Here is a 26,004-nt window from a genome sequence, read left to right as displayed (position 1 = left end):
TCTGCTCAATCTTCACCGCTGTCGTCATCATCCCGTTCCGGTGCGTAGTCCCCGCCGGGTTCCTGTCCGGGGCGGTCCCCAAGGGTGGCGGCCCGTTCTTTCAAGTATGAGCTGAAAGATATTTTCGGAACTCCCATTGAGGGCTTTGCTTCAATTACCATCTCTTCCCCGGTGCCCGGGTGCTTCACTTTCCGCGCTTTCTGAGCCCCCCGGATCTTTACAGAGAATCGTCCGATTTTCCCCAGGGGAACCGACTCGCCCAGTAGCATGCCGGTTTCCACCAGTGTGAGAAAATCATCAATAAGGAGACGTGCCTCGTTTCCTGTGAGGTTATGCTTTTTCGCAATGTATCTGGTCATTGACTTCATGGTGAACTGGTCGGGTACATTATCCCTGTCCAGCTGGAGTGTCCGGTTGTATTTCATGAAGGCAGTGGTAATATATATGCTGCTTTCCCGAATACGCTTGTCCTGCTCTTCGCTGCTGATACCCGGCGGGCACACGGCCAGTATGTACACCGGACTGGTGGATTTAAGCCGCTGGGCGTTGAGCTTCACCCCGTACTCAAGGCTGACATTTGCAGCGATATCCGCATCTTTTTCCATGATAATGTCAGGAACATCGGTGCGAAGCTTGATGGATGAATATTCGCTCCACCGCCCTCCGCGGCCCTGGGTGTTGAAGACCCTAGGTCCCATGCTGAGCAGAGAGCCGGAGTAGGTGAGCACCAGAAAACCCCGTTCATCCTGCAGCTCAAGGCTGTCCAGGAGTTGCAGTCCGGCATCGTCGCAGGCCTGGTGAAAAACCACGGCCTTTTTCTGCCAAACCCGGTATAGTTCGTCGAGATATTCCGGGTTGTCGTGTTTTCCTTCAGCCTCAGCCAGAGAATGGAGATGTTTGCGGATTGCTTCGGGAATGCTGTTGTCGTTTAAACTGATGCCTTTGTCTGTGCTCGCCATAATAAGAGAATAGCCCCTCCCCCGGTTTTTTTCAACAGAGAAGAATAATTTTCAAAAAAAGACGGAAATATTGGAAAAACATGGAAAGATGTTGTAGTTTGTTCAAAGCAGCTGCCAATACTATAGTTGAAGTAAGGAGCACATAATGGGTGAACAATTCGATAGTGTAGAAAAAGAAATTCAGGAACACCTGAGCAAACTGGTGAAGACCGCTGAGATAGCCGGGGATGATCCCCTGGAACAGCTTGCTGGAGCCTGGCTGGAAAAGCAAAGTGCCTTTTTTGAACAAACCAAGCAGCGGGAGATGGAAGAGGTTGAGGAACTTGAAGAGCAGGATGCCCGGGGCGCATTAATTCTCACCTACTCCGGTTCACTGATCAGTCTGGGACCCATGGGAGAAGACGGCCGTGAGGTTGAATATGTGAGTATCGGGCTCCGTCAGGATGTTCCCGAGAGCGCTTCGGCGGAGCATTCAAATCTCAGCGTCGATCTGAAACTGGGTGTCGCCGCCGAATTCTCCGGCGGACCAATCACCAAATCCAGCCCGGTGTATGCCATTGCGGTATTGAAAGAAGATTTAAGCGAGGATGAGGGACTTGAAGTCCTTGGGGATGTTACAATGATGCTTACACAGGACTTTGTTGATATCAACAAAACACTCATCGACGAATAGACGGGAAAACGTATATGGCCCAATCGGACTCCCGGGGGCGGGAACTGTATAACCGCCTCCGGAAAATTCTCAAAGATCCGGGGATTATTCCCCCCGGGGAGTTGATCCAGGTTCTCAACGCAGCTTTGTACAGCGTCAGCTCGCCGGCACCGGGAATCCGGCCTCTGGATGAACGGGGGGTGCCGGGAGGCCTTGTGGAACTTCCTCAGGCGGAATACCGCATTATTGTTCCGGACCTTCACGGGAGAATGGATTTTCTGCTGAAAGTGCTCAGACACCGGCCGCCGGGGGATTATCCCGCCCGGGGACCGGTTCTCTCTGATGTTTTGGCGGGCAGGGCGCAAATTATTTGTGTGGGAGATGCCTTTCATTCCGAATCCCGGGGCAGACAGCGGTGGCAGCAGGCCATGGAAGAGTTCATAGACGGATTCAAGCGCCACGGAGCCATGGATCAGGAGATGCGGGAGAACCTTGGTCTTTTGGCAATGATTTGCATTTTACAGGATGCTGCCCCGGCTGGGTTCTTTTTTTTGAAGGGCAATCATGAGAATATCGCCAATGAAGAGGGTGAGGGAAATCATCCGTTCCGAAAGTTTGTGTATGAAGGTGACATGGTGAAACGCTGGGTACAGCAATTCATGGGGGAAGAAATTTTCCGTATGATATATGAATGGGAAAAAGCTTTGCCTCTGATGACCCGGGCCGAAGATTTTCTGGTCACCCACGCGGAACCCGCCCGGGTGCTCAGTGAGGACGATGTAATTAATGCGTATCTGAGACCGGGGGTTATCCACAGTCTGACCTGGGTGGACAACGGTCAGGCTGAAGAGTACAGCGCTGAAGGAACCTTGAGCAATTTTCTTGGCAGCCGAGACGGAGGCAGGATTTTCGGTGGTCACAGGCCGGTATCCGGGCGGTATGATCTGCGCCAACAGGGACGCTACGTGCAGATCAACACACCCAATCGGCATGTTATAGCCTACGTGGATGATATGAAAAATTTCCTGCCGGAACAGAATATATATGAAATACAGGATTGAAACAGATGGCCAGGTTACCTGAATCGATAGACAAATACCGGGTTGAGTCCCTCATTGCCAGCGGCGGCATGGGGCAGGTCTATAAAGCGGAGCATCCCACGCTGAAGCGTCCGGTGATTATTAAGAAACTGAGTCTGGGCAGTACTGCCACCCTTACCGAGCGGTTCCGCAGGGAAGCCCGTATTCTCATGGATTTCCGGAACGATCATATTGTGGATGTACACGACCATTTCGTAAAAGGCCGGAGCAACTACATTGTCATGGAATTTGTTGACGGAATTTCTGTAAAGGATCTTCTGGAAACCCAGCGCTATATCGATAATGCCAGTGCTGCATACATTGCTTTGTATACTGCAAGGGCATTATCCTATGCCCACGGGAAATCGGTGATACACCGGGATATTAAACCGGGGAACATCCTGATTTCCCGGGACGGGGATATAAAACTGGCGGACTTCGGTATTGCTTCCAGCAGGGAATCAAGCGATGAAACCCTTACCAGCGAAGGAATGACCCTGGGCACACCCTCATACATGGCACCTGAGCAATTCCGCAACTCACGGGAGGTGGATTATCGTGCTGACCTGTATTCCCTGGGGGTGATGCTCTATGAAATGCTCACCGGCAGGAAACCCTACGGGGGAGGCTTTTCTCCTGAGCTGATACAGCAGATCCAAAAGGGGAAATATCCCCGTCCCCGTAAACTTAACCCTGCCATCTCACGGCCTCTTGAGCGAATTATCCGGAAGCTGATACGGCCCAATGAGCGCAGACGGGTGAAAGATGCCCGGCAGCTGGAAAAGCGGCTGGAGCGGTTTCTCAGACAGTACTATCCTGATCAGATCAGGAACCGCCTGGCCGCATTTGTTCAGGGCCGGGATCTTCCCCATCTGACGGTTCGAAAGCAGCAGCCGGGAATTATCCGTACCATTGGAATCGCCGGCGGAGTCCTGGTGCTTGGCGGGGGTATCAGTCTTGCTCTCCTGACAAATATGCACAACCGGGTGCTGTTTCCGTCGAATTACGGTCAGGTGCGATTTGTCCTTGAAAACGCCGATACCGCCGGGGAAAGAAGCGGCAGTGAACTGTATCCCGAAAGCAGCATTTTCCAGGATGATGATGAGCAAATTCCCCGACTTCCCCAACGGATTATATACCGGGAAAACGACACAGGCGGGGGAAAGAGTTTTTCCAGCCTTCCTCTGGTGCTTCCCAAGGGCCGGTACAGACTGAAAACCACGGTAAACGGTCAGGTTATCTGGAAGAGCTTTTATCTTCCCCCATGGAACAACCGCAAAGAGGAACTGAGGATTTTTTCCGCTCCGCTGGCACCGGCTCCCAGGCCTGTTCGGGTGGAAACCATAGCCCGGAACGCCCTTACCGGGCGGAATCTCGATGGGCTGGCCCGGTTCACACTGGTGCGGGGAGGAAGGGAGCTGCCCCTTGATGACGCCCGGCTGTTGAGCGGAGATGTTCGGCATTTCCGGGTGAATGCACCGGGGTATCTCAGCCAGGACTTCGTGCTCAGGCTGGATGTTGCCCAGGACAGACTCACGCTGGCAGCGGATCTCATCCCGGTTCCGTCACAGCTTTCCATTGAGCTCAGGGGAGAAGGTGCCTATCGTATCCGCATAAACGGAAGTTCCAGAATCAGCACCATAGACGACGGAGCCGTGGTGAAAAGCGATATTGTTCCGGAAAGCAGGGAAGAGTATGCGGTTCTGCCCGGCAGATATCTGCTGGAAGCTTCCGGCGCCGACTCAGAGGGAAACAGCTGGGAGGAGGCCCTTTCCCTTGAACTTGAGTCCGGCGCAGATATCCGGGTGGAAATTGATACAGAAAGCGGGCGTATCCGATTGCTTCGCTAAAACGTGGTAGATAGAACGTGTGAGGATTGATTATGAGTGGTGGAAAGAAGCGCATATTGTATATTGTCTCGGGAATTCTTGGCGGGGTTCTGGCCTTTGCAGGTATTGAACTTCTCTTTTTCCTGAATTCGCCGGGATATTTTCTCTTTACCCTGCTGCAGGGCGCCGTGGTGGGTGCGGCTCTGGGGCTCAGCCTGGGGGTGGTTGATGATATTGCCTATTCCCGGCTGAAGCTGGGAATTATCCGGGGAAGTGTATCCGGACTTCTTACCGCAGTGATCTCCGCCGGAGTCATGGTCCTGGCCGCCCAGCTGTATCTTCTCCTGGCAGGTGCCGCCGATGCAGTACGCTTCGACAGTTTTGCAGGTGCTCCCGCAGGGGACTCGTCCCTTCAGTCTCCGGAGTTTCTCAGCCTGGTAAGCCGTTCTGCAGGGTGGATGCTTATCGGAATGGCTTCGGGAGCGGTTTCGGGTTTCAGGAGGGGTTCTTCCCGCAGATTCTGGGCGGGAATTCTGGGCGGAGCCCTGGGCGGTCTCATCGGCGGGGTGGTTCTGGAGCTTCTGCTGAGGAGCGCAGAGGGAGGACTTTCCGCCATGACTGCACGGCTCAGCGGTTTTCTCATTCTCGGTGCGGTTCTGGGCTTTGCCCTGGGCGAGTTTGAGCGCAGGCTGAGCTTTGCCCGGCTGAGAGTGCTCACCGGGGCGAACAAAAACCGGGAGTATCTCCTCAGCGGCCGGGAAACGGCAATCGGATCCCACATGAACGCAGGGGTATACCTGGGTGATTATGAGAAGATTCTGCCCCGGCATGCTCTGGTTGTCCGGAATGGAGAGGATATGATCCTCAAGTCCGATGCCGGGGATGTACGGATTAATGACGGGGGTCTGGAAGGATCCTCCATCCTGAAATATCAGGATGTCATTCAGCTGGGACAGGCCAAACTGCTTCTTCTTCAGCCCTGACCGGGCAAGGGAGTCGTTCTTCACTGGAAATGACGTGTTTTCCTGAAGGAAGAACCACAGGAAAGAAAGGGAGAAACCATGAAACAGAATATTGGAAAATACCTGGTATTTTTACTGATAATTTCCTCGGCGGCATCCATGTTCGCCCAGGAATTGAATATTACTCAAATTGACAGTTCCCGGGCGCTGCTTGACGGTCAGCTTGAAATATATCTTTCCTACAGCAGAAGCAGCGGAGGAAATCTGGCCTATCCGGCAATGAACAAAGAAGGACTTGAGGTTCTGGACCAGGAAGGAGATCCCATCCGTATCGGTTCACTGGAGGAGTTTCCCCTTCGGGATGAACCCATTACCTTTCTTTTTCTCATGGATAATTCGGGTTCAATGCACGATGAGCTGCTGGAAGGCAGAAGCCGCTATGTGAATGCAACCAGGGCTCTGGAAGGGTTTTTAGGCTCCGTACCTGGAAACAAGGATCGCTTTGCGCTGGCGGTGTTCAATACGAATTATCAGGTACTCGTATATCCCGAGGAAGATACCGGGCGATTGATTAGAGGGGTATCCCTCATTGAGCCTCCGGCAGCCGGAGAGGGCTACACTGAGCTGTACAACAGTCTTATCCGCAGCCTGGATTCCCTGCCCACCGGACCGGGCAGAAAGGTTGTAATCCTGTTGTCCGACGGAGAGAACTACAGCGTATTTCGTAACAGCGGCCAGCCACACCCTGAGTGGGGGGAAGATGCACCGGGGGCGGACCGGGTATCTGCAGCCTTCAGCCAGGCAGGTGTGAGTCTGTACGCCGCCAGTTTTTCCGACACTCCCGACCCCGCCCTCCGGCGTCTGGCAGCCGAGACCGGCGGTGCGGTGTATGAGCCCCGAAATGCGGCCCAACTGGAGGCGGTGTATGAAGATATCCGCCAGCGAACCCTGTCGGAGCACAGGTTGAGTATACCGGTTCCGGGAATCAGGGAGCTCAGCGGAACCTTGACCGTACGCTACGCAGGACTTGAGGCCAGCCGGGAATACAGAATTCCCCTGATTTTCGGTGCAGCCTCCGGAATATCCTACCTGCTGCCTCTTATTCTGCTGGCAGCTGTGTTAATCATCATGCTGATTCTCTTCCTCCTGTCATTTGAACATGCAGCGTCTTCTCCTCAGCTCCAGAATCTGGGGGCGGCCGCATGGGAGGAAATTTTACCGTTCAGCTTCAACAGGATGCAACGGTTATCGGCTCCTCCCGGAAGGCCGATCTGACCATTGCCGGGGAACCGGGGATACAGGGAGAGCATGCCACCATCCAGAGAGGGGAGGACGGGTTCACGCTGGTATCAGAGCAGCCGGTATGGGTGAATAACCGCAAGACCGCCCGGCGAAAACTTGAAGCCGGAGACGTAATCCGGATGGAAGGCACCACCCTGGTATTTGATGAGGATATGACCAGAATGTCCGCTTCTTCCGCTTCTTCCGCTCCTTCCGCTGAATCCGCCGGGAAGGGCACATCCGGCACAAACAAAACCGATGGGGATACATCCGCACGGAAAAAGCACCAGGATGGCTGAATTGCCTCTGAAACCGACGGGATAACAGATCCGGGGAATTGTCCCGAGCGGAAATGACATCTGTATATTCCAGATTGGATCGGGCATGTGCTATACTCAGCGTATTGAGGGGGATGGTATATGTCTGATTCTTTTGTGGAACAACGCCGGGAAGAGGTGATTGATATTCTCACAGATGCGTTTTCCAGGGATATTATCGGCACTGAGCAATACGAGCTTCGGGTTGAAGAGGCGAACCGGCGCAACAGCGTTGAGGAGCTGAATCAGCTGGTATCTGATGTCCAGGGACTGGGCGGCGGAAGTACTGCTCTCCAGCGATATCCCGATCCCGGAATGCAGACGGTGCGCAGTATCTTCTCCAGTCAGCAGATGGACGGAGACTGGCTGGTTCATGACCATGTACAGGTTAATTCAGTATTCGGTTCCACCACTCTGGATCTTCGGCGACCGGTTCTCGGTCCCCTCACCACCATCACCCTTACCGCGGTTTTGGGAGATGTTAAAATTATCGTCCCCAGGGGAGTAAAAGTCACCGTGGATGTGACGCCGGTTCTGGGTGAAGTGAAGCGGCAAAATGAAGATCAGAAGTTACTCCAGCAGGTAAAGGGGTTCATTTCCAGCTTCCTGGGCGAAGGAAATGAAATTGAGCCCGTAAACCCCCATTCCCATCCTGCTGCCCGGGTTCAGGTTTCCGGCCAGGCCATCCTCGGTTCGGTGTATATCATCACCAAACGCTGAACCGCCTGATTATGTACTGCATCATTGCCCTTTCTCCTACCCGTTACTATATTTAGCCTCTACACATCCGGGCAACCCCCCGGATTTCAGGAGGTTCCAGATGAAAAGGCTGTCACCCATTCAGGTCCTTTTTCTTGTTATATCAATTATCGGAATAGCAGCGCCCTACAGCCAAATGCCCGCCATGCTTGCGGACGGGGAGTATTCTCTCATTGAACATTTTGCCGCAGTATACGCAACTCCCGAGACCGCCTTTTTCGGCTGGGATCTGGCGGTTACGGGTATCGCATTCCTGGCGTTTATGCTGGTTGAGATCCGGCGGAACAGGATTCCTTTCTGGTGGATTTCCCTGCTGGGAACGTTCATGGTGGGTATCTCATTCGGGCTGCCGTTCTTTCTGTTTCTCCGTTCCCGGGCGGCGGACTCTGCAGTGGAAAACCGCAACAAAGGGGAGGTTCGAAACACCGGTGTAGTCCGAAACACCGGTAAAGCAGACAACGGGAGAAGTTGATGAAAGGGTTTTGGGACAGCCGTTATCGTGAAAACGATTACGCCTACGGCACCGAAGTAAATGCCTGGATATCCGAAAACTGGGAGCGAATCCCCCGGGGGCCGGTTCTCTGCCTCGCCGAGGGCCAGGGACGAAATGCCGTTTTTCTGGCAGGGAAGGGGCTTGAGGTGTATGCCTTGGACCAGTCCGAGGTGGGCCTGAGTCGCGCCCGTGAACTGGCCGAGGCCAGGAATGTGGAGGTACAGACCATACCTGCGGATCTTGCCCATTATCCTTTGGGAGAAGAAAAATGGGGAGCGATTGCAGCTGTAGCGGCGCATTTCCCTCCGGATGTCAGAAAACCCCTCCATTCCCGGATCGCAGACGCGCTGAAACCCGGCGGAATTTATCTTTTGGAAGGGTACAGCAGCCGCCAAAGCGACATGCCCGGAACCGGAGGGCCGGCTCATCGCCCTGAGATGCTGTATACCACCGCCATGCTCCGGGAAGAGCTCCAGGGAATGGAGTTCAGCATCCTCCGGGATGTAAACCGCAAGGTGGATGAGGGGCCCTATCATCAGGGGCTCAGCGCAGTCGTACAGGTGCTGGCAGTGAAACGGTCATCCTGAACCTGAAGCAAACCTGAATCTGCAGCAAAACCTAAGCCTGAATTAAAACCTGAGCAGGGCGAAAGCTAGGAAAAGATCTTTCGCACCATGCTCATCGAAAGCTTTTTATGGGGATATGCCAGCTTCATGTCGAATGACGAAGGCTGATGCAGCATGCTTTTATAATGGCTGAAGGTATCGAAGCTGGCCTTCCCGTGGTATCTTCCCATGCCGCTGGAGCCTACTCCACCGAATGGCAGCTTGTGGCTGGCAACATGCAGCAGTGCCGAATTCACTCCCCCGCCTCCGAAGGGAAAAGCCCGGGAGATGCTGGAGGCAGCCTTGCTGTCTCTGGCGAAAATGTATGCTGCGAGAGGTTTGGGCCCGTCTGCAACCCGGCGTATGCTTTCTTCCAAAGATGTATAGCTGATAACCGGCAAAATGGGTCCGAACAGCTCATCCTCCATAAGCGGATCATCCCAGCTGATGTTATCGTAGACGCTGGGCTCAATATACAATTCTCCGGAGTCTCTTTCTCCCCCATGGAATAGTTTCCCTTCAGTCCTGTTCATGAGAGTTTCCAGTCTGTTAAAATTTTTCATGTTGATGATCCGACCGTATGCGGTGCTGTTTCGGGGCCGGGCTCCGTAGAATTCAGTAATTGTCCGGTCCAGGGCCTCAAGAAACGGCCGTTCAACTGCCGTATCCACCAGCACATAATCCGGGGCAACGCAGGTCTGCCCTGCATTGTTATATTTTGCGAACGCGATCTTTCTCGCAGCAAGCTCAATGTCCGCCGATCTGTGAACAAAGGCCGGACTCTTGCCCCCAAGCTCAAGGGTTAAGGGTGTAAGATGGACAGATGCCGCTTCCATCACTTTCTTCCCCACTCCCACGCTTCCGGTGAAAAACAGGTAATCGAAATTCTGATCTATTAACTCCCTGCTGACTTCCGGGCCTCCTTGAACAATCGCCCCGTATTCCGGGGGAAAAGCCGATTCAATGATTTTCCGGCTCACCTCGGCGGTATGGGAAGCCAGTTCCGACGGTTTGAGAACAATGCAGTTTCCGGCTGAAATGGCGCCCACTGCAGGGAGAAACAGAAGCTGCATGGGATAGTTCCAGGGTCCGATAATCAGTGCGGAACCATAGGGTTCGGGAAATATTCTCCCGGTACCCGGCCGCAAATAGAGTTCAACGCCGATCCTCCGGGCTTTGCTCCAGCGTTTCAGATTTTTCAGGGCATGTCTGATTTCTGCATACACCAGGCCGATCTCATTGCTGAAGGCTTCAAATTCCGATTTGCCCAGATCCTTTTCCAAAGCACGAAGCAATTCCTCCTCGTGCTCCCGAATGCTGTTCCTCAGCCCCATGAGCTGCCGTTTCCGGAATGCAATATCCAGGGTTTGACCGCTGCGGAAAAATTCCCTCTGTCTCTGTCGAATTTCCTGAATTTTATGTGATGAGGTTTCAAGAACCTGGACCATTTGAATCTCCTGAAAAATATTGGTTTGGAACCGGCATGGATGACCTACCGGTGATAATGGATACATTTGTCCTTTCCCCAGGGATGGCTGGAGAAATTTGAAGCCGTTTTCCTGGGGATTCTCACCGGGTATCCGAGCAAAACCTGCGAAGTCGTGCTACTATGAGCCCAGCTTTTTGGGAGAGTACAATGAACCATAATTATACAAAATATACACTCCAGCACGCCTGGAAAAGCTTTACCCGGGATTTTTCTGAACTTCCTGCTCTGGGATTTGTTGACGAAACTCAGTACAGCTACCGGAATCTTGGAGAAGCCATACAATCAATTTCCCGGTTTCTCACTGATCAGGGAATCAAAGCGGGGGACAGGGTTGCCATCCTTTCGGAGAACCGTCCCGAATGGGCCATGACATATTTCGCCATCAACAATATCGGAGGGATTATTGTACCCATCCTTCCGGATTTTCCCGCTGCCGATGTGATCAATATTGTGGATCACAGCGAAAGCAGGGCGATTATCGTAAGCGGACGTCTCAAGGGAAAAACCGCCCAGATTGCCTCCTTCTGCAAGGTGTACGACATAGAAGGCCTGGTGGAAGGCCCTGGGGCCGGAGAATCGGGTCAGGGTGATGACACGGAAGGCTCGCGAACCGAATTTCACCAGGTGGAGGAAGAAGATACCGCCTGTGTTATCTATACATCGGGCACCACCGGCCAATCCAAGGGAGTGATGCTCAGCAACAAGAACCTGGTCTGGAATGCCCTTGCGTCAAAGGAAATTCCTCCCATGCGCAGGCATCACCGGATGCTTTCCATCCTCCCCCTTTCCCATACCTATGAGTGTACCCTGGGGATGATTTTGCCTCTTGTTTCCGGAGCTCATGTGTTTTACCTGAAGCGGCCGCCCTCCACCACGGTGCTTCTGCCCGCTTTGGCTCATGTGCGTCCCCATCTCATGCTTTCCGTTCCACTCCTTATTGAAAAGATTTACCGGCAGTCGGTGCTGCCCCGTTTCTCCAAGGATAATCTGGCGGGTAAGCTCTATACAAAGCCCTTATTCAGGAAAATTCTCAACCGTCTTGCAGGCAAGAAACTGAAGAGAATGTTCGGCGGAAAACTGTTTTTCTTCGGTATCGGCGGGGCGGCCCTGGATCCGGAAGTGGAGCAGTTTCTCCGGGAAGCGAAATTTCCATACGCCATCGGGTACGGCCTCACCGAGACATCTCCTCTTATTGCCGGTGCGAATGCAAAAAAATCCCGGTACCGTTCCACCGGTCCCATAGTTCCCGGGCTTGAAGTGCGGCTTCTGGAACCTAATGAGGAAGGGGTGGGGCAGATTGCGGTGCGGGGACCCAGCATCATGCAGGGCTACTACCGGGACGAAGAAAAGACCCGTGAAGTACTTGATGAAGACGGCTGGTTTTACACCGGAGATCTGGGCAGTTTCGGAAAAAAAGATTATCTGTATATCAAGGGAAGACTGAAGAATGTGATTCTCGGGCCCAGCGGTGAAAATATCTACCCGGAAGCCATAGAATCCCTGGTGAATAACATGGATTTCGTTGAGGAATCACTTGTGTATCAGGAAGAGCAGTCCCTGGTTGCCCGAATTCACCTGAATTACCAGGAGCTGGCAGAGAGTGTGGATAACCTTGCGGAGAATGCTTCCCATATTCCCAGAGATATCGGAGAGTACCTGAAGCATGTTCAGGAGCAGGTGAACCGTCAGCTCAGTAATTTTTCCCGGCTGCACAAGGTTATTGAACAGAAGGATGAATTCGAAAAAACTCCAACCAAGAAAATCCGCCGCTTTCTCTACACCTCCCAAAAGGAAGACCAGAAGGAAGAGCGGAAGGAAGACCGGGAGAAATAGCAAAAAGACGAGCAGAACGTAGACTGGGAGGAAGAACCATAGACCGGTGCCGGTAACTTGGCAAACTTGATTTCGGCATCGGTTTGTGCATATCCTTGAGATTACAAGGAGGACACATGTCCAGATTATTACTGCTTATTGTTATTGGATTGGTTGCGGGGCTTGTTGTGGGCTATTTTATTTTTGCCCAGATCGGCGGGGAGTACATTCCGGTGAAGACTATCATTGCCCTCGGTGCAAACGAGGATCCGGCAAACCTTTCGGAAGCCATCCAGTCATTGGGAAATTCCATTCAGAACATCATATTGGACATCGAAACCATCCGCAGAAACATTCTCATATCAGGACTTGTGGGTGCGATTGCAGGCGCCTTGCTGTTCGGACTTGCACGGGGCCGGAAGAGCTGAGAGCAGAAGGGGTTTCAGGGTTGGATCCCGGTGAAACGGGGTGCGGCTGACTGGAAAACTATGCCCCGGAGACGATTCGAACGTCCGACCTGCTGCTTAGGAGGCAGCTGCTCTATCCAGCTGAGCTACCGGAGCGAATTATACACATACCCGAATTGAATTACGGAACTGAAACAATATCAGACCCGGTGAAAAAATGCAACGAAACAGGGAATCTTTCAACTCCGCAGGATTCGGGATGTATCAACAAAACGGCAAGTTTTGCTTTGCAAGCCATGGGGGTCATGTTACAATTCCGTCAGGATTGGGGGATACACAATCTTTTTCGGGCTTTCCGGTCTTGTGGTGGTTAGCAAGATATTGAAGGAATTTAAGATAACTTTGCGGGAAGTTCTCTTTTCCTCCATTCCCTCTGGATTCAAATGAATTCCCGGAGAGCCCGGTTGGTACAAGACGAAGGACGTCGTGTTACCGTTTTTGTGCGCCTGTCAGGCGCCATGGGATTAAACTCCTGATGATGGATCTCATCATCAGGAGTTTTTTTATCTCCGGGAACGATCTGTTCAGTTTTGCACTGAGCTATTTCTCACTGAATCCCGCCATGGCACGCATATCGGCGGCGGGACCGCTGAGCGCTCCCCGTTTTTCATGGACAATAGCCTGTACACCGGTGGACAGTCCGTACAGGTTGATAAACCCTGTTGCATCCCGGTGGTCATAGCTGCTTTCTCCGAAGCTTGCCAGATCCTCCAGATAAAGACTGTAGGGACTCTTACGTCCCACGATGCTGATATTTCCCTTGTACAGAACCAGCCGTACTTCGCCGCTGCAGTATTTCATGGATTCTTCCATGTATGCGTCCATGCTTTCCCGGAAATGTCCGAACCATTTACCGGCATACACCATATCCGCATACTGGAGGGCCAGAACGTTTTTCATTGAGAGGGTGTCGAAGTCAAGGGTGATCATTTCCAGCTCACGAAGAGCAGTGTGGAGAATGGTTCCGGCCGGGGTTTCGTACACACCACGGCTCTTCATTCCGACCAGCCGGGTTTCCACCAGATCGGCCCTCCCCACGCCGTTGGCTCCGCCGATGCGGTTGAGAAGTTCAAGGATTTCCATGGGCGACTGGTGCTTTCCGTTCACCCCCACGGGGTAGCCTTTTTCGAACTCGATTATCAGTTCGGTTTCTTCATCCGGGGCATCCTTGGGATCCACGGAGAGTTGAAACATATCCTTCTGCGGCCGGTTCCAGGTGTTCTCCAGGTCTCCGCCTTCGTGGCTCATATGCCAGATGTTCCAGTCCCTGCTGTAGATGTTTTTTTTGCTGATATTTCCGATGGGAATTTTATGAAGCTGAGCGTACTCGATGGCCTGTTCACGGCTCCTGATTGCCCACAGACGCCAGGGCGCAATTATTTCCAGCTCCGGTGCAAGGGCCTTGTAGGTCAGCTCGAAACGGACCTGGTCATTCCCCTTCCCGGTACAGCCGTGGGCCAAAGCCCAGGCGCCTTCCTCCAGCGCCACCTGCACCTGATGCTTCGCCTGCAATGGCCGGGCAATGGAAGTCCCCAGCAGATATTTTCCTTCGTAGATAGCGCCGGCCCGGAGCATGGGCCAGAGATATTCCCTGGCGAATTCTTCCCGGGCATCGATAATGTAAAGCTTGCTGGCGCCGGAGGCCTTGGCTTTATCCTCCATTGCGTCCCAGTCTTCCTCCTGGCCCACATTAACGCACACCCCGATGATCTCCGGGTTGTCGTAGTTTTCTTTCAGCCAGGGGATGATAATAGAGGTATCCAGACCTCCCGAATATGCCAGGACGATTTTTTTGGTATCCTGTTTTTCACTCATTTGAGACTCCCTAATACTGTCCGTAATTTTCGTTCCATTTCATTGATGTCATCTTTCTTGATAATCAGGGGTGGTGCAAAGCGCAGCACATCAGTTCCCGCCCTCAAGAGAAGGAGCCCCTGTTCCATTGCACCGGAAAGGATTCGGGGAAGAACTTCCGGATCCCGGACCACCAGTCCCCGGAGCATACCCCGCCCCCTCACTTCACCTTCACGGAAAACGCCGGGGAAGGCATGGCTTACCGCTTCCAGGCGCTCTTCCAGGAAATCCGATATGGTGCGCACCGAGGAGAGGAAGCCCGGGCGGTTGATCTCGTCCCAGATAAATGATCCTGCTGCCGTGGTTACCGGTCCTCCGCCGAAGGTGCTGGCATGATCCCCTGGATGCAGCCGGTCATTCACATGCTCGGTAATCAGGGTCGCCGAAAGGGGCAGCCCTCCTGCCAGAGGTTTTGAAAGAGTGATAATATCCGGCTCAAGGCCTACGGCTTCGCTGGCGAAGAGAGTTCCGGTCCTGCCCAGACCGGTCTGAACTTCGTCGGCAATGAGGATAATATCCTTTTCCCTGCAGATACGGTTCAGCTCGGCGGCAAATTCCCGGTCCATGGAGATGATCCCGCCCTCACCCTGAATTACCTCTACAATGACCCCTGCAATGGATGATTTAAGCTTCCGCCTCAGGTCTTTCAGGTTGTTGTATTCGGCAAAAACCGCACCGGGCACCAGGGGAGAGAAGGGTTTCCGGTATTTTTCTGTTGATGTGACCGAGAGGGCCCCCATGGTCCTGCCGTGAAAACTGTTGCTGAAAGCCAGAAATTTATTTCTGCGTTTTCGCCCGCTTCGAATCTGATAGGCCCGGGCATATTTGAGGGCGGCTTCATTTGCTTCTGTTCCGCTGTTCCCGAAGTGAACGGCATTGAAGTATCCCGGGTTCATTCCGGCCTTCCAGGGCTGATCCTCAGGCCGGGGAGAGGAGCTGCAGAGCTTCTCCGCCAGTTCCAGGGCCGGGGCGGTGGTGAACAGATTACTGATATGGATGAGTTTTTCCGCCTGAGCGGCCATGATTTCCGCAAGCTCTTTGCGTCCGTACCCCAGGGCGTTCACGGCAATACCCGAAGCGAAATCCAGGTACTCCCGGCCGCCGGCATCTTTAAGCCGTACCTCGGAGCCTTCTGCCATAATCAGCAGGCTGTCGGCATACTGTCTGGGCATCCTGTGGGACCGGGTGTAGCCGCCGTTTCCTGAATTCTGATCCGTATGCTTCATATTCAACTCCTCCCCGGGAAGCGGGTGCCTCTCCGGTTTGCAAGCAGTCCGGCCAGTCCTTCCTGAAGATCGCCGATCACTGCTTCACCGCATCCCGATTCAACCGCTGCAAGTGCATTCTGCACCTTTGGTATCATCCCCCCGGAAATAATTCCGTCCTGAATCAGCTGATGCGACATGTCCGCATTCAGTTCGGGGATGCGCTCTCCGTTATTCATTACCCCGGGAATATCTGAAATAAACACCAGATTTTCCGGCCGGATTGCACCGGCTATGGCCAGGGCTGCATCGTCTGCATTGACGTTCAAACCGCTGCCGTCGCTGCCGCTGCTCACCGGGCTGATCACCGGCAGGTATCCGCCGTTCAGCAGATGAAAAATTACATCAGGTCTGCAATTGGTCACCCTGCCGGTATGATTGTCATGGCTGAGGGGTTCAGCGGAGATGAGTCCTGCGTCCACACCGCTGATTCCCACCGCCGGTATCCCCAGAGCAGCGGCCATTCTGAGAATGGAGGTGTTTACAACACCCGCCAGCCCCATATCGATCAGTTCCATCTCGTGGGGCCCGGTCTGCCGGATTCCGTCTATGAACCTGGGTTCCACACCGTATTTCCGGGAAATTGTGCTGACAACATCCCCGCCTCCGTGTACAAGAATCCATGGCCGGTCAGGGCCCGCATCCCGGATTTCCTGGAGAAGGCCTCGGATGAGTTTCATATCGGAAGCGCATCTTCCGCCGATTTTGATGATTCCCGGTTTTCGCATGGGAACCTACACTTCACCGTTGAGGTTCAGACCTGCGTGTTCATCCAGTCCGAAGCGGATATTCATGTTCTGAACCGCCTGTCCCGACGCCCCTTTGTAGAGGTTGTCAATCACGGACATCAGAAAGATTCTGTCTCCTTCCACGTGCCAATGGATGTGGCAGCGGTTGGTTCCCCGAACATCCTTGGTTTCCGGGATCTTTGTACTCAGGCGTACAAACGGCGAACGTTCATACCTGCCATGGTAAATTTCCGATATTCGTCCCGCTTCCCATCCTGGTGCAAGGGTGAAGCTTGTGGTAACGGCCATACCGTGATGCATGGGGATCATGTGAGGTGTGAAATAGCAGTTGAGCCTGGTGTTCCCGGAAAGACGGTTCAGGTGGAAATCTATTTCCTGCCAATGACGGTGGCTCCGGCCGGGAGCGTAGGCTGCGGCGTTTTCCGTTCTGCTGGTATACAGAAGGTTTTCCCGTTCCTTTTTTCCGGCCCCGGAAATCCCGCTCATTGCATTGATGATCACATCCGAACCCACCAGGCCTTCGCGGGCAAGGGGAAGCAGCGGGAGCATGGTCGCTGTGGGGTAGCAGCCTGGATTTGCAATAAGATCGGCCCCGGCAATCTGTTCACGGTTGATTTCACTGAGTCCGTACACCGCAGATTCCAGGAGATCAGGCCGGGGAGGCTGCACGCCGTAGGCGGATTGAAAAATCCGGTGATCGGGAATACGGAAATCGGCAGAAAGATCAATTATCACCGTGTTGCGGAACAGTCCTTCAAGAGTTTCTGCGGACTTGAGGTGGGGCAGGGCGGCAAAAACCACATCTGCAGGGGGGGAAATGCTCCGGAAGTCTTCCATGGAGATATATGTTCCCCGGCGGGCTGAAAATTTGCCGGCTGCAGAGGGATCGAGCCCCGGATCCTCTTCAAACAGGGATGTCCCCGCCTTACTCCGGGAAACCGGATATATTGTGTCGATATTGGGATGATGGGAGAGAAGTCTCAGAAGAACCTGGCCGGTATAGCCGGTACTCCCGATAACGGCAGCTTTCATATCATTCGTCCAGATCCGGGAATTTACCTCTGAGGATCTCCATCATCTGGGCATTGCTGACACCTTCCCGGATGATTATTACCACGGTGTCGTCTCCTGCAATGGTCCCCAGCACATCCTCGAACGCTATGCTGTCCAGAGCCAGGGCCACAGAGCCTGCATGGCCGGGAAGAGTACGGATCACTCCCATGTTCTGGGAAAAATCGATGGATACAAATCCGCGCTGGAAATCCAGGACATAGCTGTGTTCAGATTCCTTGCGTTCTTCCTCACTGGGAAGGCTGTAGTAGTAGCCGTCAGCCCCTTCGGAAATTTTCCCCACTTTCAGGAGCTTTAAATCCCTGGAAAGGGTGGCCTGGGTGACGTTGAACCCATCACGTACGAGGTGGTTTAGAAGTGTTTCCTGACTGTTGATCCGATGGCTTCGGATTATCCGTTTGATCGCTTTGAGTCGCTGAGTTCGTTCTTTCACTACAACCTCTGTAAATAAATATACCGTTCTTATGCATAAATATATGGCGGATCGGGTGTTTTATGCAACAGTTCTGTTCAATAAAATGAACAAAAAAGCGACAATTTTGTCGAAAAACCGACCGGCCTATGATTAATGCCCCGCCACTCTCCATTTTTTCGGTAAATTTGTCGATACTGAGAGTGAGAAACTTTGAAGACAGGAGTGCGTGCATGGTAGTGGATGGACAATTCAGTTTCTCTGTCTCACAGGATGGTCTCATTGCCCACGGAAGCTTCACACCGCCGGCAAAGGGCGGGCGTGCTTTAAATATAGAAGATATTGAAAAGGAACTGCAGGCAGAAGGCATTGTCCACGGTGTGGACTGGGAACAGATCAGGAGCAGCCTGTACCGAAGCAACCACGAACATGTACGTATTACCGGAGTGGTAATTGCCAGGGGCACGCCTCCGAAAGATCAGATACCCGCAACGCTTCTTTTCAGCCCGGTACTCAGAAGCCAAAGCAGAATATTCCGCCAGATCGACGGTTCGGGTGAGTATCATCCTCCGGGAGACGATGAAGAAATTTATGAGAAGGATGTCCACAGCATTCAGGGGAAGGTCGATCACCGGGAGACGAAAAGTATCGAAGTGATCCATGAAAATCAGCTCCTGGCCAAGCCCGTTCCGATACGTCCCGGCAAAGAGGGGCATACTGTGCGGGGTGAAACCCTTCCCTTCGGTGAGGTTGGCTTGAAATCCCTTGAACCGGGACTTAATACCCGGGTTGATGACGGGGGAAACGTCTACGCAGGGGTTTCGGGCCGTCTCATATGGGATAAGGAACGTTTCGGTGTGGATACCAACATAGAAATATCCGGAGATGTGGGGTATGCCACCGGAAATATCCGCTTTCCCGGCAATATAATTCTCAAAGGGCAGGTTCAGGATGGTTTCCGCATATGGGTGGGGGGGAATTTGGAGTCCAAATCCACCATCGATGCGTTTGAAATTTTCTGCAAGGGAGATATCAGCTGCGCAGAGGGAATCATCGGCCGGGGCAAAGCAGTGGTCCGGGCCAAGGGCAAGCTCAGCGCCAAATTCATTGAACACTGCACGGTGGATGTGTTTGATGATATCTCCATTGCCAGGGCGATTGTTCAGTCCAGAGTGAACTGCAGGGGGAATATCACCTGCGAAAAAGGGAAGATTGTTGGAGGCTCAACCACCCTTTCGGGACTTCTCCGGGCAGATGAACTGGGAAACGATGCGGAGCTTCGAACGGTAATTCATGCCGGGGTGGATTTTGTGGCCCGGCGGAAGCTTGAGTACAACCGACAGCGCTACCAGGAACTGGAACTCAAGGAACAAAAGCTACGGGAACGGGCGGCCCATGAACCAAAGGGCCCGGTATCCGGAAATATCCCCCATGAACGCATTCCCGATCTGATTCGACGCCTGGCTGAGGAAAAAGCATCTATTCAGGAAGAGATCGCCCAGGCACTGGAGAACACGGCCTCCATGCCCGATTCGGCCATCGAGGTTCAGGGCAGGGTTCATCCCGGGGTAATTATCAGATTTGCCAACCTGGAGCTGATCATTCGTGAAGATCTACAGAAGAAACGTTTTACCGTAAGTGAAGAAGGTGACCGCATACTCACTGAAGATCTGTAAGCGGACCAGGGTCCGGGAATATCAGTAATAAATCACAAAGGGATCGTGAATCCTTCGGTATACCTTCCTTTCGATAGCGCCGAAATCCTCGAATTTACTGATATTGGGTATCAGTCTCAGGCTGTAATGTTCAAGAAGGCCGTTTACCAGTCTGGAATCCGGTCTGATGTAGATTCCTGCGGGAGCGAATGATATTCGAAACTGCCCTTTCTTTTCTGGTTCAATAATACAGGCCGCCGGCAGGTTTATCCGGTTTTTACTCCCGTATATCAAATCCATACCCAGATGCTGATCTCCGCTGCTGAACACCCAGCTGCTTCCGGGCAGGAGAATACACTCCCTGGATTCGATAAGACTGAGATCGATGTTGATATTTCGCTCGCTGGCATCGGAATTCATTGACCGGAGAACTACCCGTCTGTTCCGTTCAAGGGAATCCCAAAGGGTGATCATCTGGGGAATGTATTCGCTGAACTGTCTGCCGTCCTTCAGCCAGGGGTGCTGAATGTAGCTGTCCAGATACAGCTGACGGTTATCTCCGATCAGCAGGAAGTCATTGACAATTCGGCCGGCTATCTGCACCCAGTCGTGTTTCAGGTGCAGGGTTTGACGCAGACCCCGGCTGTGTTCATCCTCAACTGCGAAGGCGCTTTCCATTTCAAAACGTGCCGGTTTATTTCTGCTCTGACCGTTGAAGTCAATCCGGCTCGATATTCCCGGACTAAGGTGAAATGCCTTGCCCCCACTAGAAAGTGCGGTGATGTTGCCGTTGAGGAAGACCGCCTCCAGTTCCTGTTCTTTCAGCCGTGCCTGACCGATCATGCTGGAGGTTATTTCCCGCTTGGGCCGTTCTGGCTCAACCCGCTGTTCAGGATGGGGCACCCGGGAGAGGCTGCTGAATACCGGTGCATGCTTTTCTTCCTGCTGCAGCCTTGATGCGGGAAACAGCTGGGCGGTAAAACCCGGGGTATTAGCCGGCGGATCAAAGAGGGCAGGCAGTATGGTTCCCGGCGGCAGGCTGCGTGAATGGGTGTTATCAGTTCCCGAGTATGACAGGAAGGAAAGCTGTTCGAAGCCTGATGTGAATTCCCTTCCTTTTTCTCTGAGTTCCAGAATCTGCTGGAGCATCTCGGAGGGAAAATCCGTGCCGGAAGTCTCGATTTCCAGGATGATCTGGGTTGTTCCGCTTGCGTGAAGTTCACGGTGCTGGATCATCTCTTGAATCTTCTTTTCTATGTGGTTCAGTCTATGCTGCAGGAAGAAGAGTCCGATTTTTCCCTGGTATTCGTCAACCTCCGGTTTGAGTGCCGGTACCAGGTGCTGTTCCGAACCGAGAAGTGAGTACCAGTGAAAATTTCCGTAATACCTGTGGGGGATGAGAACGTTGGTGAGAATATCCCGGTACATTTCCCGGGCTTCCGGGCGGAAAACATCGTGCCACCTGGGCATGAACATCAGCTTGCGGTCGGGGAAAATCTCTGATGAACGCTTCCGTGTCTCTTTCAATTCGGATTTCAGCTGCCGTTTGTTCATAAGTCCGTGGTAGCTTCCAGAGAGACTATCGGGAAAAAAATGAATGCTGCCTGAGTTCAGAAAGGGTTTCAGCTGATCCCAGGTGTCTGTGCCAAGGGACTCCAGATCCTTCAGAGGACAGCGGACGGCTACGCGAATGGAGTTACCTTCCCGGTGGAGAAATTCAATCAGCTGTTGGATCTGTTGTTCGGTTTCTCCGTATATTGAGATAAGAGGTAGAATCTCAGTCGTCATACCAGGGCCTTTTGGTGAAAAAATACTCGGCTGCATGCATTCCGCAGCTGACTCTCACTTTGTATCATAAAAATCACGAATGGTCAGGATTTTTTTTGTTGATGTTTCCGCTAAATTTCTGTATTTTACTGTCAATCTAAGACATTTTCATTACTGTCTCTATAAAACACTCTCTAAGTGAGGAAAGGATTGTATGGCTAAACAACTACAGTTCAATGAAGAAGCACGGAGAAATCTGCTTCGTGGTGTGGAGAAACTCTCCAATGCGGTTAAGGTAACCCTGGGTCCCAAGGGTCGGAATGTACTGTTGGACAAGAAGTTTGGTGCACCTACCGTAACGAAAGACGGTGTATCTGTGGCAAAGGAAATTGAGCTGGAAGATCCCTATGAAAACATGGGAGCTCAGCTTCTCAAGGAAGTTGCTACAAAAACCAATGACGTTGCCGGTGACGGTACCACAACCGCAACGGTACTTGCCTACAGTATTATCCGTGAGGGTCTGAAATCTGTTGCTGCCGGGGTTAATCCCATGGGTCTGAAGCGGGGAATCGATTCCGCTGTTGAGAGCGCAGTTGCTGAAATTCGCAAACTCAAAAAAGACATCAAGGACAAGGAAGAAATTGCACAGGTTGCAGCAATTTCCGCCAATAACGATCATGTGATTGGTGAAGAAATTGCAAATGCCATGGAAAAAGTGGGTAAAGACGGTGTAATCACCGTTGAAGAAAGCAAGACCATCGATACCACTGTGGATTTCGTGGAAGGTATGCAGTTTGACCGCGGATATCTCTCCGCATATTTTGCTACCAACCGGGATACCATGACCACTGTTATGGAAAATCCCTACATTCTTATCCATGACAAGAAAATCAGCAGCATGAAAGATCTTCTGCCCATTCTTGAAAAGATTGCTCAGTCCGGTAAAGCGCTTCTGATTATCGCCGAGGATGTTGACGGCGAAGCTCTTTCCACCCTTGTGGTAAACAGCATTCGCGGAACCATTAACGTATGTGCTGTAAAAGCACCCGGTTTCGGTGACCGCCGAAAGGCCATGCTGGAAGATATCGCCATCCTTACCGGCGGTACCGTTATCAGCGAAGAGCTGGGCATGAAGCTGGAAAATGCCGATATCAGCATGCTGGGTCAGGCCAAGAGCATCAAGGTTGATAAAGAAAACACCACCATTATCAACGGCGAGGGAAAGGCTGCAGACATCAAGGACCGGATTGCACAGATCAAGGCACAGATTGCCGAAACCACCTCGGATTATGATCGTGAAAAGCTGCAGGAACGACTTGCCAAGCTGGCAGGCGGTGTAGCGGTGATCAATGTTGGTGCGGCTACCGAAGTTGAGCTGAAAGAGAAGAAGCACCGTGTTGAAGATGCTCTCTCTGCAACCCGCGCGGCGATTGAAGAGGGAATTATTCCCGGCGGTGGAGCTAGCCTGATTCAGGTTGTACCCGCTATGGAAAAAATCGATCTCTCCAAGCTTCCTGAAGACGAGAAAATCGGATTCAAAATCGTTACCCGTGCCCTTGAAGAGCCGATCCGTCAGATCGCCATTAATGCCGGACTGGACGGTGCAGTGGTTGCCAACCAAGCCAAGGCGGAAAAGAAAGGTGTAGGTTTCGACGCGTACAACATGGAATGGGTGGATATGCTGAAGAGCGGTATTATTGACCCCGCCAAGGTGACCCGTTCTGCTCTTCAGAATGCGGCTTCCATCGCAAGTCTGCTTCTTACAACAGAATGCGCAATCACCGATCTTCCCGAGAAGGAAGAACCCGCTCCTGCCGCCGGCGGCGGAATGGGTGGAATGGGCGGTATGCCCATGATGTAATGCTGTGAGTCCGACAGCGGTAAAAGCTTGTCCGGATATCATACATACACAATGGTTCTGCACTGCCGGCGGATATTTATTCCCCGGCATGCAGACAGAAAAGGCTGCCGATTTCGGGCAGCCTTTTTTTATGCGCTATAGCGGGGCTTTACGCCCGTATCGTAGACTTCGGGAAGGTTTACTCATGAAGGCTCAGGGCAATTTTCCGAAGGGTCTGTTCGCTCTGGTTCCATTCATCGGCAGATACTGCCTTTTGCAATGTTTCGATCCATTGGGACGCAATGCCCTCCACTTCCCGGCGCACCTCAGTACCCTTTTCGGTAAGGGATACCAGGCGTGCCCGGCGGTCTTCCGGTGATATTCGCCGTTGTACATATCCGGATTTGATCAGCGACCCCAAGGCCCGTGTCACATTTGCCCGGTCTATCTGGAGACGCTGGGCCAGCTGATCCTGGACAATCTCTTCGCCGGGCAGCAGGGCCAGCAGATATGCCTGCTGGCCGGTACCCAGTCCGAAGGGCTCGAGTTTATGGTAAAAATAACTTTGGGCACTTCGGTTGATAATGGAAATCCACAATCCGAAGCTTCCTTTGCTGTCTTCCGGTATTTTTGCATGCATGGGGTAATCCCGTTCCAATCCGCTCATCTTCAAACTATAGCATGAGACACACCGGATCGTCTGTGCCGCCGAGCTGTCAGTTGGAGTAAACCGGAGCCTGGTGAATGTGTTTTCCCTCCTTGAGTTCTCTGAGCATCACATCAGCCATATCTTTTCGGTACAGGGAATGTCCGGTATTTACTCCCAGAAATCCCTGCCGGATCTGCGGCTGCCGGGGAGCTTTATCGCTGAGCATGGGAACCCGGATCATGGACCATTGAATGTCCGTACAGCTTCTGATGTAGGATGCGGTCTCCAGTCCGTCATGGTATGCTTTCGGTGCAATGAGCCGTATGAGCCCTCCCATCAGCCTGCCCATAAAATCGGGGCGATCGTTGGGATCTCCCACCCCTGCCCCTGCAGACATTATCAGTCGTGAAACGCCCTCTTCCCTCATCCCGGCCACAATGTTCTGCATAGCCATGAGAAAACTGTTCTGCTCACTCCCGGGGGTGACGCCGATTAAACTGAACACTGCATCGCTGCCCTTCACTGCCTCACGTACCGAAGAATACTCCAGAGCATTACCTGCCACCACCTGGAGATTGTCGTGGCGAATTTCCATCTTTTCCGGAGTCCGTGCAAAGGCTCGTACCCTGTACCCGGCTTCAAGTGCCATTTTTACCAGATATTGTCCGGTTTTTCCGGTTGATCCGAATATGGTAAGTGTCATGTTGTCCTCCTTAAAATTGCGTGCGCAACTATATATAGAAGGTAAACAGTTTTGATCCGGAAGGCAAGGGATATATAGTGCAAAGAGTGCCCCAAAGAGTGTGGAATGGACGCAGAATGGGAAGAATACAGCTATATAAATGAAAAAATGCCGCTTTTCAGACCGGTACTGATGGCGGGAAATGTGAGTTTTGCCCAATCAGTAACTACCAGGTCCAGATTCCACACTCTTCGGTGCACTGTTCAATGAATACATGCAGCTTTTACACCTTGGAGGTATCTATGGCACCCCTGAAGCTCAGGAGTCCTGGTTCAGCATTGAAGATATTTTTCTGACGGTATTGACGTTCCGGATCGTGAGGCTTTTATAGATATCTGTGCTAGTAATTTTCTGGAGGCCTGTTTTTCCCTGATTACGGCGTAAAACATTCCATAGGAGGGCGCCGGGAACATAATGAGCCGTATCTATGCCCTCCCGGGGTGGAACCCGGCTGAGAATATCCCGGGAGTCGTCTTCGGGAAACAGGAACAAAACATCGCTTTTCTGTTCCTTATCGTTCTCCCAATCTCCGGGTATTGCTTCGGCAATCTGCTGAAACTTCGATCCCCGGAGGATCAACACCCTTGTATCAACAGAAAAATCCCTTTGCAGAATGGTTTCGATTGTCCCGGTCAACTCCCGGCCGGTATGGCTGGATGAGTTCAGAATAATATTTCCCGAAGCAATATAGCTTTTCACCCGGCTGAAACCTTCTTTCTCAAGACTGTGCCGCAGCTCTTTCATGGGAACTTTGTTCCGCCCGCCGACATTGATTCCCCTGAGTAATGCAACCCACTGCATGTTATTCCCCTGTGCCGCTGATACCTGAGCGAATTTCATCCACAACAGCCTGCCGGTGTTTTCCCGGTATGCGCAGTTCGATGGGCGGGTGAAGCTTCCGTTTGATGATAATCAGTCCTGAATTGTATTCCACGTCATTGATGTCGGAGTAGGGAACATAATCCGGATCATACAGCCCGGTTTTTCCCCCGGTAACAATAATGCCCTGGTCGGTTGATCGGAAAAGGTATTTGGGCTGGATTCGCTGGAATATGAGAAACACAAACAGAGTGATAATCAGCAGAACAAATCCGTACCAGATCTCCCGTCCGTCCTGAAACATCGGGCCCAGGGCGATTACAAGCGGGCCGAGAGATGCGCCTGCAGCCCGTAGAGTTCTTGGGTTCTGGATGGTCATGCTTCCTCCCTCTTTTCTGACTCATAGATGGGTATGTGCGGGAATTCCCGGGGGATACCGTCCTGAAATATACCGTACAGGACGGCATTTTCACGGTG

General features: G+C 52.5%; 25 protein-coding genes and 1 tRNA gene. 13 read left to right on the top strand and 13 right to left on the bottom strand.

Features of this window, described 5'->3' with window-relative positions:
- Nucleotides 1-5: 5 nt before the first annotated feature.
- Nucleotides 6-959 (bottom strand): HU family DNA-binding protein, encoded by a 954-nt coding sequence (locus L21SP2_RS17595; RefSeq protein ID WP_024269283.1) that lies wholly within the window; start codon nucleotides 957-959, stop codon nucleotides 6-8.
- A gap of 145 nt (nucleotides 960-1,104) precedes the next feature.
- Between L21SP2_RS17595 and L21SP2_RS14275 the strand changes: the two genes are divergently transcribed.
- The 9 genes from L21SP2_RS14275 to L21SP2_RS14235 all read left to right on the top strand — a co-directional run bounded on the left by L21SP2_RS14275 (nucleotide 1,105) and on the right by L21SP2_RS14235 (nucleotide 8,918).
- Nucleotides 1,105-1,632: a hypothetical protein gene (locus L21SP2_RS14275; protein WP_024269282.1), complete on the top strand. Its 528-nt coding sequence runs from the start codon at nucleotides 1,105-1,107 to the stop codon at nucleotides 1,630-1,632.
- A gap of 14 nt (nucleotides 1,633-1,646) precedes the next feature.
- Nucleotides 1,647-2,672: a metallophosphoesterase gene (locus L21SP2_RS14270; RefSeq protein ID WP_024269281.1), complete on the top strand. Its 1,026-nt coding sequence runs from the start codon at nucleotides 1,647-1,649 to the stop codon at nucleotides 2,670-2,672.
- 5 nt (nucleotides 2,673-2,677) lie between these two features.
- A complete protein-coding gene (locus L21SP2_RS14265) occupies nucleotides 2,678-4,540 on the top strand; it encodes a serine/threonine-protein kinase (protein ID WP_024269280.1) in 1,863 nt (620 codons plus the stop codon).
- A 32-nt stretch (nucleotides 4,541-4,572) separates the two neighbouring features.
- On the top strand, nucleotides 4,573-5,502 hold the full coding sequence (locus L21SP2_RS14260; RefSeq protein ID WP_024269279.1) for an FHA domain-containing protein: 930 nt from the start codon (nucleotides 4,573-4,575) through the stop codon (nucleotides 5,500-5,502).
- 78 nt (nucleotides 5,503-5,580) lie between these two features.
- The gene (locus L21SP2_RS14255; protein ID WP_024269278.1) at nucleotides 5,581-6,756 is read left to right on the top strand and encodes a vWA domain-containing protein; all 1,176 of its coding nucleotides are present in this window, start codon (nucleotides 5,581-5,583) and stop codon (nucleotides 6,754-6,756) included.
- Nucleotides 6,684-7,061 carry an FHA domain-containing protein gene (locus L21SP2_RS14250; protein WP_041401640.1) on the top strand — a complete coding sequence of 126 codons (378 nt, stop codon included), beginning with the start codon at nucleotides 6,684-6,686 and terminating at the stop codon, nucleotides 7,059-7,061. Before L21SP2_RS14255 ends, L21SP2_RS14250 begins: the two co-directional genes overlap by 73 nt.
- A gap of 120 nt (nucleotides 7,062-7,181) precedes the next feature.
- Nucleotides 7,182-7,799 (top strand): LiaF domain-containing protein, encoded by a 618-nt coding sequence (locus L21SP2_RS14245; RefSeq protein WP_024269276.1) that lies wholly within the window; start codon nucleotides 7,182-7,184, stop codon nucleotides 7,797-7,799.
- Between the two features lie 100 nt (nucleotides 7,800-7,899).
- Nucleotides 7,900-8,310 (top strand): DUF2834 domain-containing protein, encoded by a 411-nt coding sequence (locus L21SP2_RS14240; RefSeq protein ID WP_024269275.1) that lies wholly within the window; start codon nucleotides 7,900-7,902, stop codon nucleotides 8,308-8,310.
- Nucleotides 8,310-8,918 (top strand): class I SAM-dependent methyltransferase, encoded by a 609-nt coding sequence (locus L21SP2_RS14235; RefSeq protein ID WP_024269274.1) that lies wholly within the window; start codon nucleotides 8,310-8,312, stop codon nucleotides 8,916-8,918. The genes L21SP2_RS14240 and L21SP2_RS14235 overlap by 1 nt, the downstream gene beginning before the upstream one ends.
- 65 nt (nucleotides 8,919-8,983) lie before the next feature.
- Here L21SP2_RS14235 and L21SP2_RS14230 read toward each other — a convergent pair whose 3' ends face one another.
- Nucleotides 8,984-10,384 carry an aldehyde dehydrogenase gene (locus L21SP2_RS14230; protein ID WP_041401638.1) on the bottom strand — a complete coding sequence of 467 codons (1,401 nt, stop codon included), beginning with the start codon at nucleotides 10,382-10,384 and terminating at the stop codon, nucleotides 8,984-8,986.
- A gap of 188 nt (nucleotides 10,385-10,572) precedes the next feature.
- On the opposite strand from L21SP2_RS14230, the gene L21SP2_RS14225 reads away from it, so the two are divergent.
- Both L21SP2_RS14225 and L21SP2_RS14220 read left to right on the top strand, forming a co-directional pair.
- Entirely contained in the window at nucleotides 10,573-12,258 is a 1,686-nt protein-coding gene (locus L21SP2_RS14225; RefSeq protein ID WP_024269272.1) for an AMP-binding protein, read from the top strand.
- A 116-nt stretch (nucleotides 12,259-12,374) separates the two neighbouring features.
- Nucleotides 12,375-12,665, top strand: coding sequence for a hypothetical protein (locus L21SP2_RS14220; RefSeq protein WP_024269271.1), 291 nt, complete (start codon nucleotides 12,375-12,377; stop codon nucleotides 12,663-12,665).
- A 61-nt stretch (nucleotides 12,666-12,726) separates the two neighbouring features.
- Here L21SP2_RS14220 and L21SP2_RS14215 read toward each other — a convergent pair.
- From L21SP2_RS14215 to argR, 6 genes are all read right to left on the bottom strand, one after another.
- Nucleotides 12,727-12,800: transfer RNA gene (locus L21SP2_RS14215), tRNA-Arg, on the bottom strand.
- 444 nt (nucleotides 12,801-13,244) lie between these two features.
- A complete protein-coding gene (locus tag L21SP2_RS14210) occupies nucleotides 13,245-14,519 on the bottom strand; it encodes an argininosuccinate synthase (RefSeq protein WP_024269270.1) in 1,275 nt (424 codons plus the stop codon).
- On the bottom strand, nucleotides 14,516-15,784 hold the full coding sequence (locus tag L21SP2_RS14205) for an aspartate aminotransferase family protein (protein WP_024269269.1): 1,269 nt from the start codon (nucleotides 15,782-15,784) through the stop codon (nucleotides 14,516-14,518). The genes L21SP2_RS14210 and L21SP2_RS14205 overlap by 4 nt, the downstream gene beginning before the upstream one ends.
- Nucleotides 15,785-15,786: 2 nt before the next feature.
- Entirely contained in the window at nucleotides 15,787-16,551 is a 765-nt protein-coding gene (argB, locus tag L21SP2_RS14200; protein ID WP_024269268.1) for an acetylglutamate kinase, read from the bottom strand.
- A 6-nt stretch (nucleotides 16,552-16,557) separates the two neighbouring features.
- Nucleotides 16,558-17,604, bottom strand: a complete 1,047-nt coding sequence (gene argC / locus L21SP2_RS14195) for an N-acetyl-gamma-glutamyl-phosphate reductase (RefSeq protein ID WP_024269267.1) — start codon at nucleotides 17,602-17,604, stop codon at nucleotides 16,558-16,560.
- A gap of 1 nt (nucleotide 17,605) precedes the next feature.
- The gene (gene argR, locus L21SP2_RS14190) at nucleotides 17,606-18,076 is read right to left on the bottom strand and encodes an arginine repressor (RefSeq protein ID WP_024269266.1); all 471 of its coding nucleotides are present in this window, start codon (nucleotides 18,074-18,076) and stop codon (nucleotides 17,606-17,608) included.
- 212 nt (nucleotides 18,077-18,288) lie between these two features.
- On the opposite strand from argR, the gene L21SP2_RS14185 reads away from it, so the two are divergent.
- Nucleotides 18,289-19,731, top strand: a complete 1,443-nt coding sequence (locus tag L21SP2_RS14185; RefSeq protein ID WP_024269265.1) for a FapA family protein — start codon at nucleotides 18,289-18,291, stop codon at nucleotides 19,729-19,731.
- Between the two features lie 21 nt (nucleotides 19,732-19,752).
- Here L21SP2_RS14185 and L21SP2_RS14180 read toward each other — a convergent pair whose 3' ends face one another.
- Complete coding sequence (locus L21SP2_RS14180) at nucleotides 19,753-21,498, bottom strand: hypothetical protein (protein WP_024269264.1); 1,746 nt, start codon at nucleotides 21,496-21,498, stop codon at nucleotides 19,753-19,755.
- Nucleotides 21,499-21,691: 193 nt separating this feature from the next.
- Between L21SP2_RS14180 and groL the strand changes: the two genes are divergently transcribed.
- On the top strand, nucleotides 21,692-23,338 hold the full coding sequence (gene groL, locus L21SP2_RS14175) for a chaperonin GroEL (RefSeq protein ID WP_024269263.1): 1,647 nt from the start codon (nucleotides 21,692-21,694) through the stop codon (nucleotides 23,336-23,338).
- 178 nt (nucleotides 23,339-23,516) lie between these two features.
- Here the strand turns inward: groL and L21SP2_RS14170 are convergent, their stop codons facing one another.
- The 4 genes from L21SP2_RS14170 to L21SP2_RS14155 all read right to left on the bottom strand — a co-directional run bounded on the left by L21SP2_RS14170 (nucleotide 23,517) and on the right by L21SP2_RS14155 (nucleotide 25,906).
- Nucleotides 23,517-23,957, bottom strand: coding sequence for a MarR family winged helix-turn-helix transcriptional regulator (locus L21SP2_RS14170; RefSeq protein ID WP_169730490.1), 441 nt, complete (start codon nucleotides 23,955-23,957; stop codon nucleotides 23,517-23,519).
- A 76-nt stretch (nucleotides 23,958-24,033) separates the two neighbouring features.
- Entirely contained in the window at nucleotides 24,034-24,669 is a 636-nt protein-coding gene (locus L21SP2_RS14165; protein ID WP_024269261.1) for an NAD(P)-dependent oxidoreductase, read from the bottom strand.
- Nucleotides 24,670-24,966: 297 nt separating this feature from the next.
- Nucleotides 24,967-25,509, bottom strand: coding sequence for a DUF1697 domain-containing protein (locus L21SP2_RS14160; protein WP_024269259.1), 543 nt, complete (start codon nucleotides 25,507-25,509; stop codon nucleotides 24,967-24,969).
- A 1-nt stretch (nucleotide 25,510) separates the two neighbouring features.
- The gene (locus L21SP2_RS14155) at nucleotides 25,511-25,906 is read right to left on the bottom strand and encodes a hypothetical protein (RefSeq protein WP_024269258.1); all 396 of its coding nucleotides are present in this window, start codon (nucleotides 25,904-25,906) and stop codon (nucleotides 25,511-25,513) included.
- Nucleotides 25,907-26,004: the final 98 nt, after the last annotated feature.

The sequence above is a fragment of the Salinispira pacifica genome (assembly GCF_000507245.1).
Lineage (GTDB): Bacteria > Spirochaetota > Spirochaetia > DSM-27196 > Salinispiraceae > Salinispira > Salinispira pacifica.
Note: the sequence above shows the minus strand (reverse complement) of the source record. Positions and strands in the feature narration are given on the sequence as shown.

Coding starts and splice junctions, on each gene's coding strand:
- L21SP2_RS14185 (WP_024269265.1), top strand. CDS start 18,289: ATGGTAGTGGATGGACAATTCAGTTTCTCTGTCTCACAGGATGGTCTC.
- argB (WP_024269268.1), bottom strand. CDS start 16,551: ATGCGAAAACCGGGAATCATCAAAATCGGCGGAAGATGCGCTTCCGAT.
- L21SP2_RS14230 (WP_041401638.1), bottom strand. CDS start 10,384: ATGGTCCAGGTTCTTGAAACCTCATCACATAAAATTCAGGAAATTCGA.
- groL (WP_024269263.1), top strand. CDS start 21,692: ATGGCTAAACAACTACAGTTCAATGAAGAAGCACGGAGAAATCTGCTT.
- L21SP2_RS14260 (WP_024269279.1), top strand. CDS start 4,573: ATGAGTGGTGGAAAGAAGCGCATATTGTATATTGTCTCGGGAATTCTT.
- L21SP2_RS17595 (WP_024269283.1), bottom strand. CDS start 959: ATGGCGAGCACAGACAAAGGCATCAGTTTAAACGACAACAGCATTCCC.
- L21SP2_RS14170 (WP_169730490.1), bottom strand. CDS start 23,957: ATGCATGCAAAAATACCGGAAGACAGCAAAGGAAGCTTCGGATTGTGG.
- L21SP2_RS14155 (WP_024269258.1), bottom strand. CDS start 25,906: ATGACCATCCAGAACCCAAGAACTCTACGGGCTGCAGGCGCATCTCTC.
- argC (WP_024269267.1), bottom strand. CDS start 17,604: ATGAAAGCTGCCGTTATCGGGAGTACCGGCTATACCGGCCAGGTTCTT.
- L21SP2_RS14210 (WP_024269270.1), bottom strand. CDS start 14,519: ATGAGTGAAAAACAGGATACCAAAAAAATCGTCCTGGCATATTCGGGA.
- L21SP2_RS14240 (WP_024269275.1), top strand. CDS start 7,900: ATGAAAAGGCTGTCACCCATTCAGGTCCTTTTTCTTGTTATATCAATT.
- L21SP2_RS14245 (WP_024269276.1), top strand. CDS start 7,182: ATGTCTGATTCTTTTGTGGAACAACGCCGGGAAGAGGTGATTGATATT.
- L21SP2_RS14265 (WP_024269280.1), top strand. CDS start 2,678: ATGGCCAGGTTACCTGAATCGATAGACAAATACCGGGTTGAGTCCCTC.
- L21SP2_RS14220 (WP_024269271.1), top strand. CDS start 12,375: ATGTCCAGATTATTACTGCTTATTGTTATTGGATTGGTTGCGGGGCTT.
- L21SP2_RS14255 (WP_024269278.1), top strand. CDS start 5,581: ATGAAACAGAATATTGGAAAATACCTGGTATTTTTACTGATAATTTCC.
- L21SP2_RS14205 (WP_024269269.1), bottom strand. CDS start 15,784: ATGAAGCATACGGATCAGAATTCAGGAAACGGCGGCTACACCCGGTCC.
- L21SP2_RS14165 (WP_024269261.1), bottom strand. CDS start 24,669: ATGACACTTACCATATTCGGATCAACCGGAAAAACCGGACAATATCTG.
- L21SP2_RS14180 (WP_024269264.1), bottom strand. CDS start 21,498: ATGACGACTGAGATTCTACCTCTTATCTCAATATACGGAGAAACCGAA.
- L21SP2_RS14270 (WP_024269281.1), top strand. CDS start 1,647: ATGGCCCAATCGGACTCCCGGGGGCGGGAACTGTATAACCGCCTCCGG.
- L21SP2_RS14235 (WP_024269274.1), top strand. CDS start 8,310: ATGAAAGGGTTTTGGGACAGCCGTTATCGTGAAAACGATTACGCCTAC.
- L21SP2_RS14250 (WP_041401640.1), top strand. CDS start 6,684: ATGGGAGGAAATTTTACCGTTCAGCTTCAACAGGATGCAACGGTTATC.
- L21SP2_RS14160 (WP_024269259.1), bottom strand. CDS start 25,509: ATGCAGTGGGTTGCATTACTCAGGGGAATCAATGTCGGCGGGCGGAAC.
- L21SP2_RS14275 (WP_024269282.1), top strand. CDS start 1,105: ATGGGTGAACAATTCGATAGTGTAGAAAAAGAAATTCAGGAACACCTG.
- L21SP2_RS14225 (WP_024269272.1), top strand. CDS start 10,573: ATGAACCATAATTATACAAAATATACACTCCAGCACGCCTGGAAAAGC.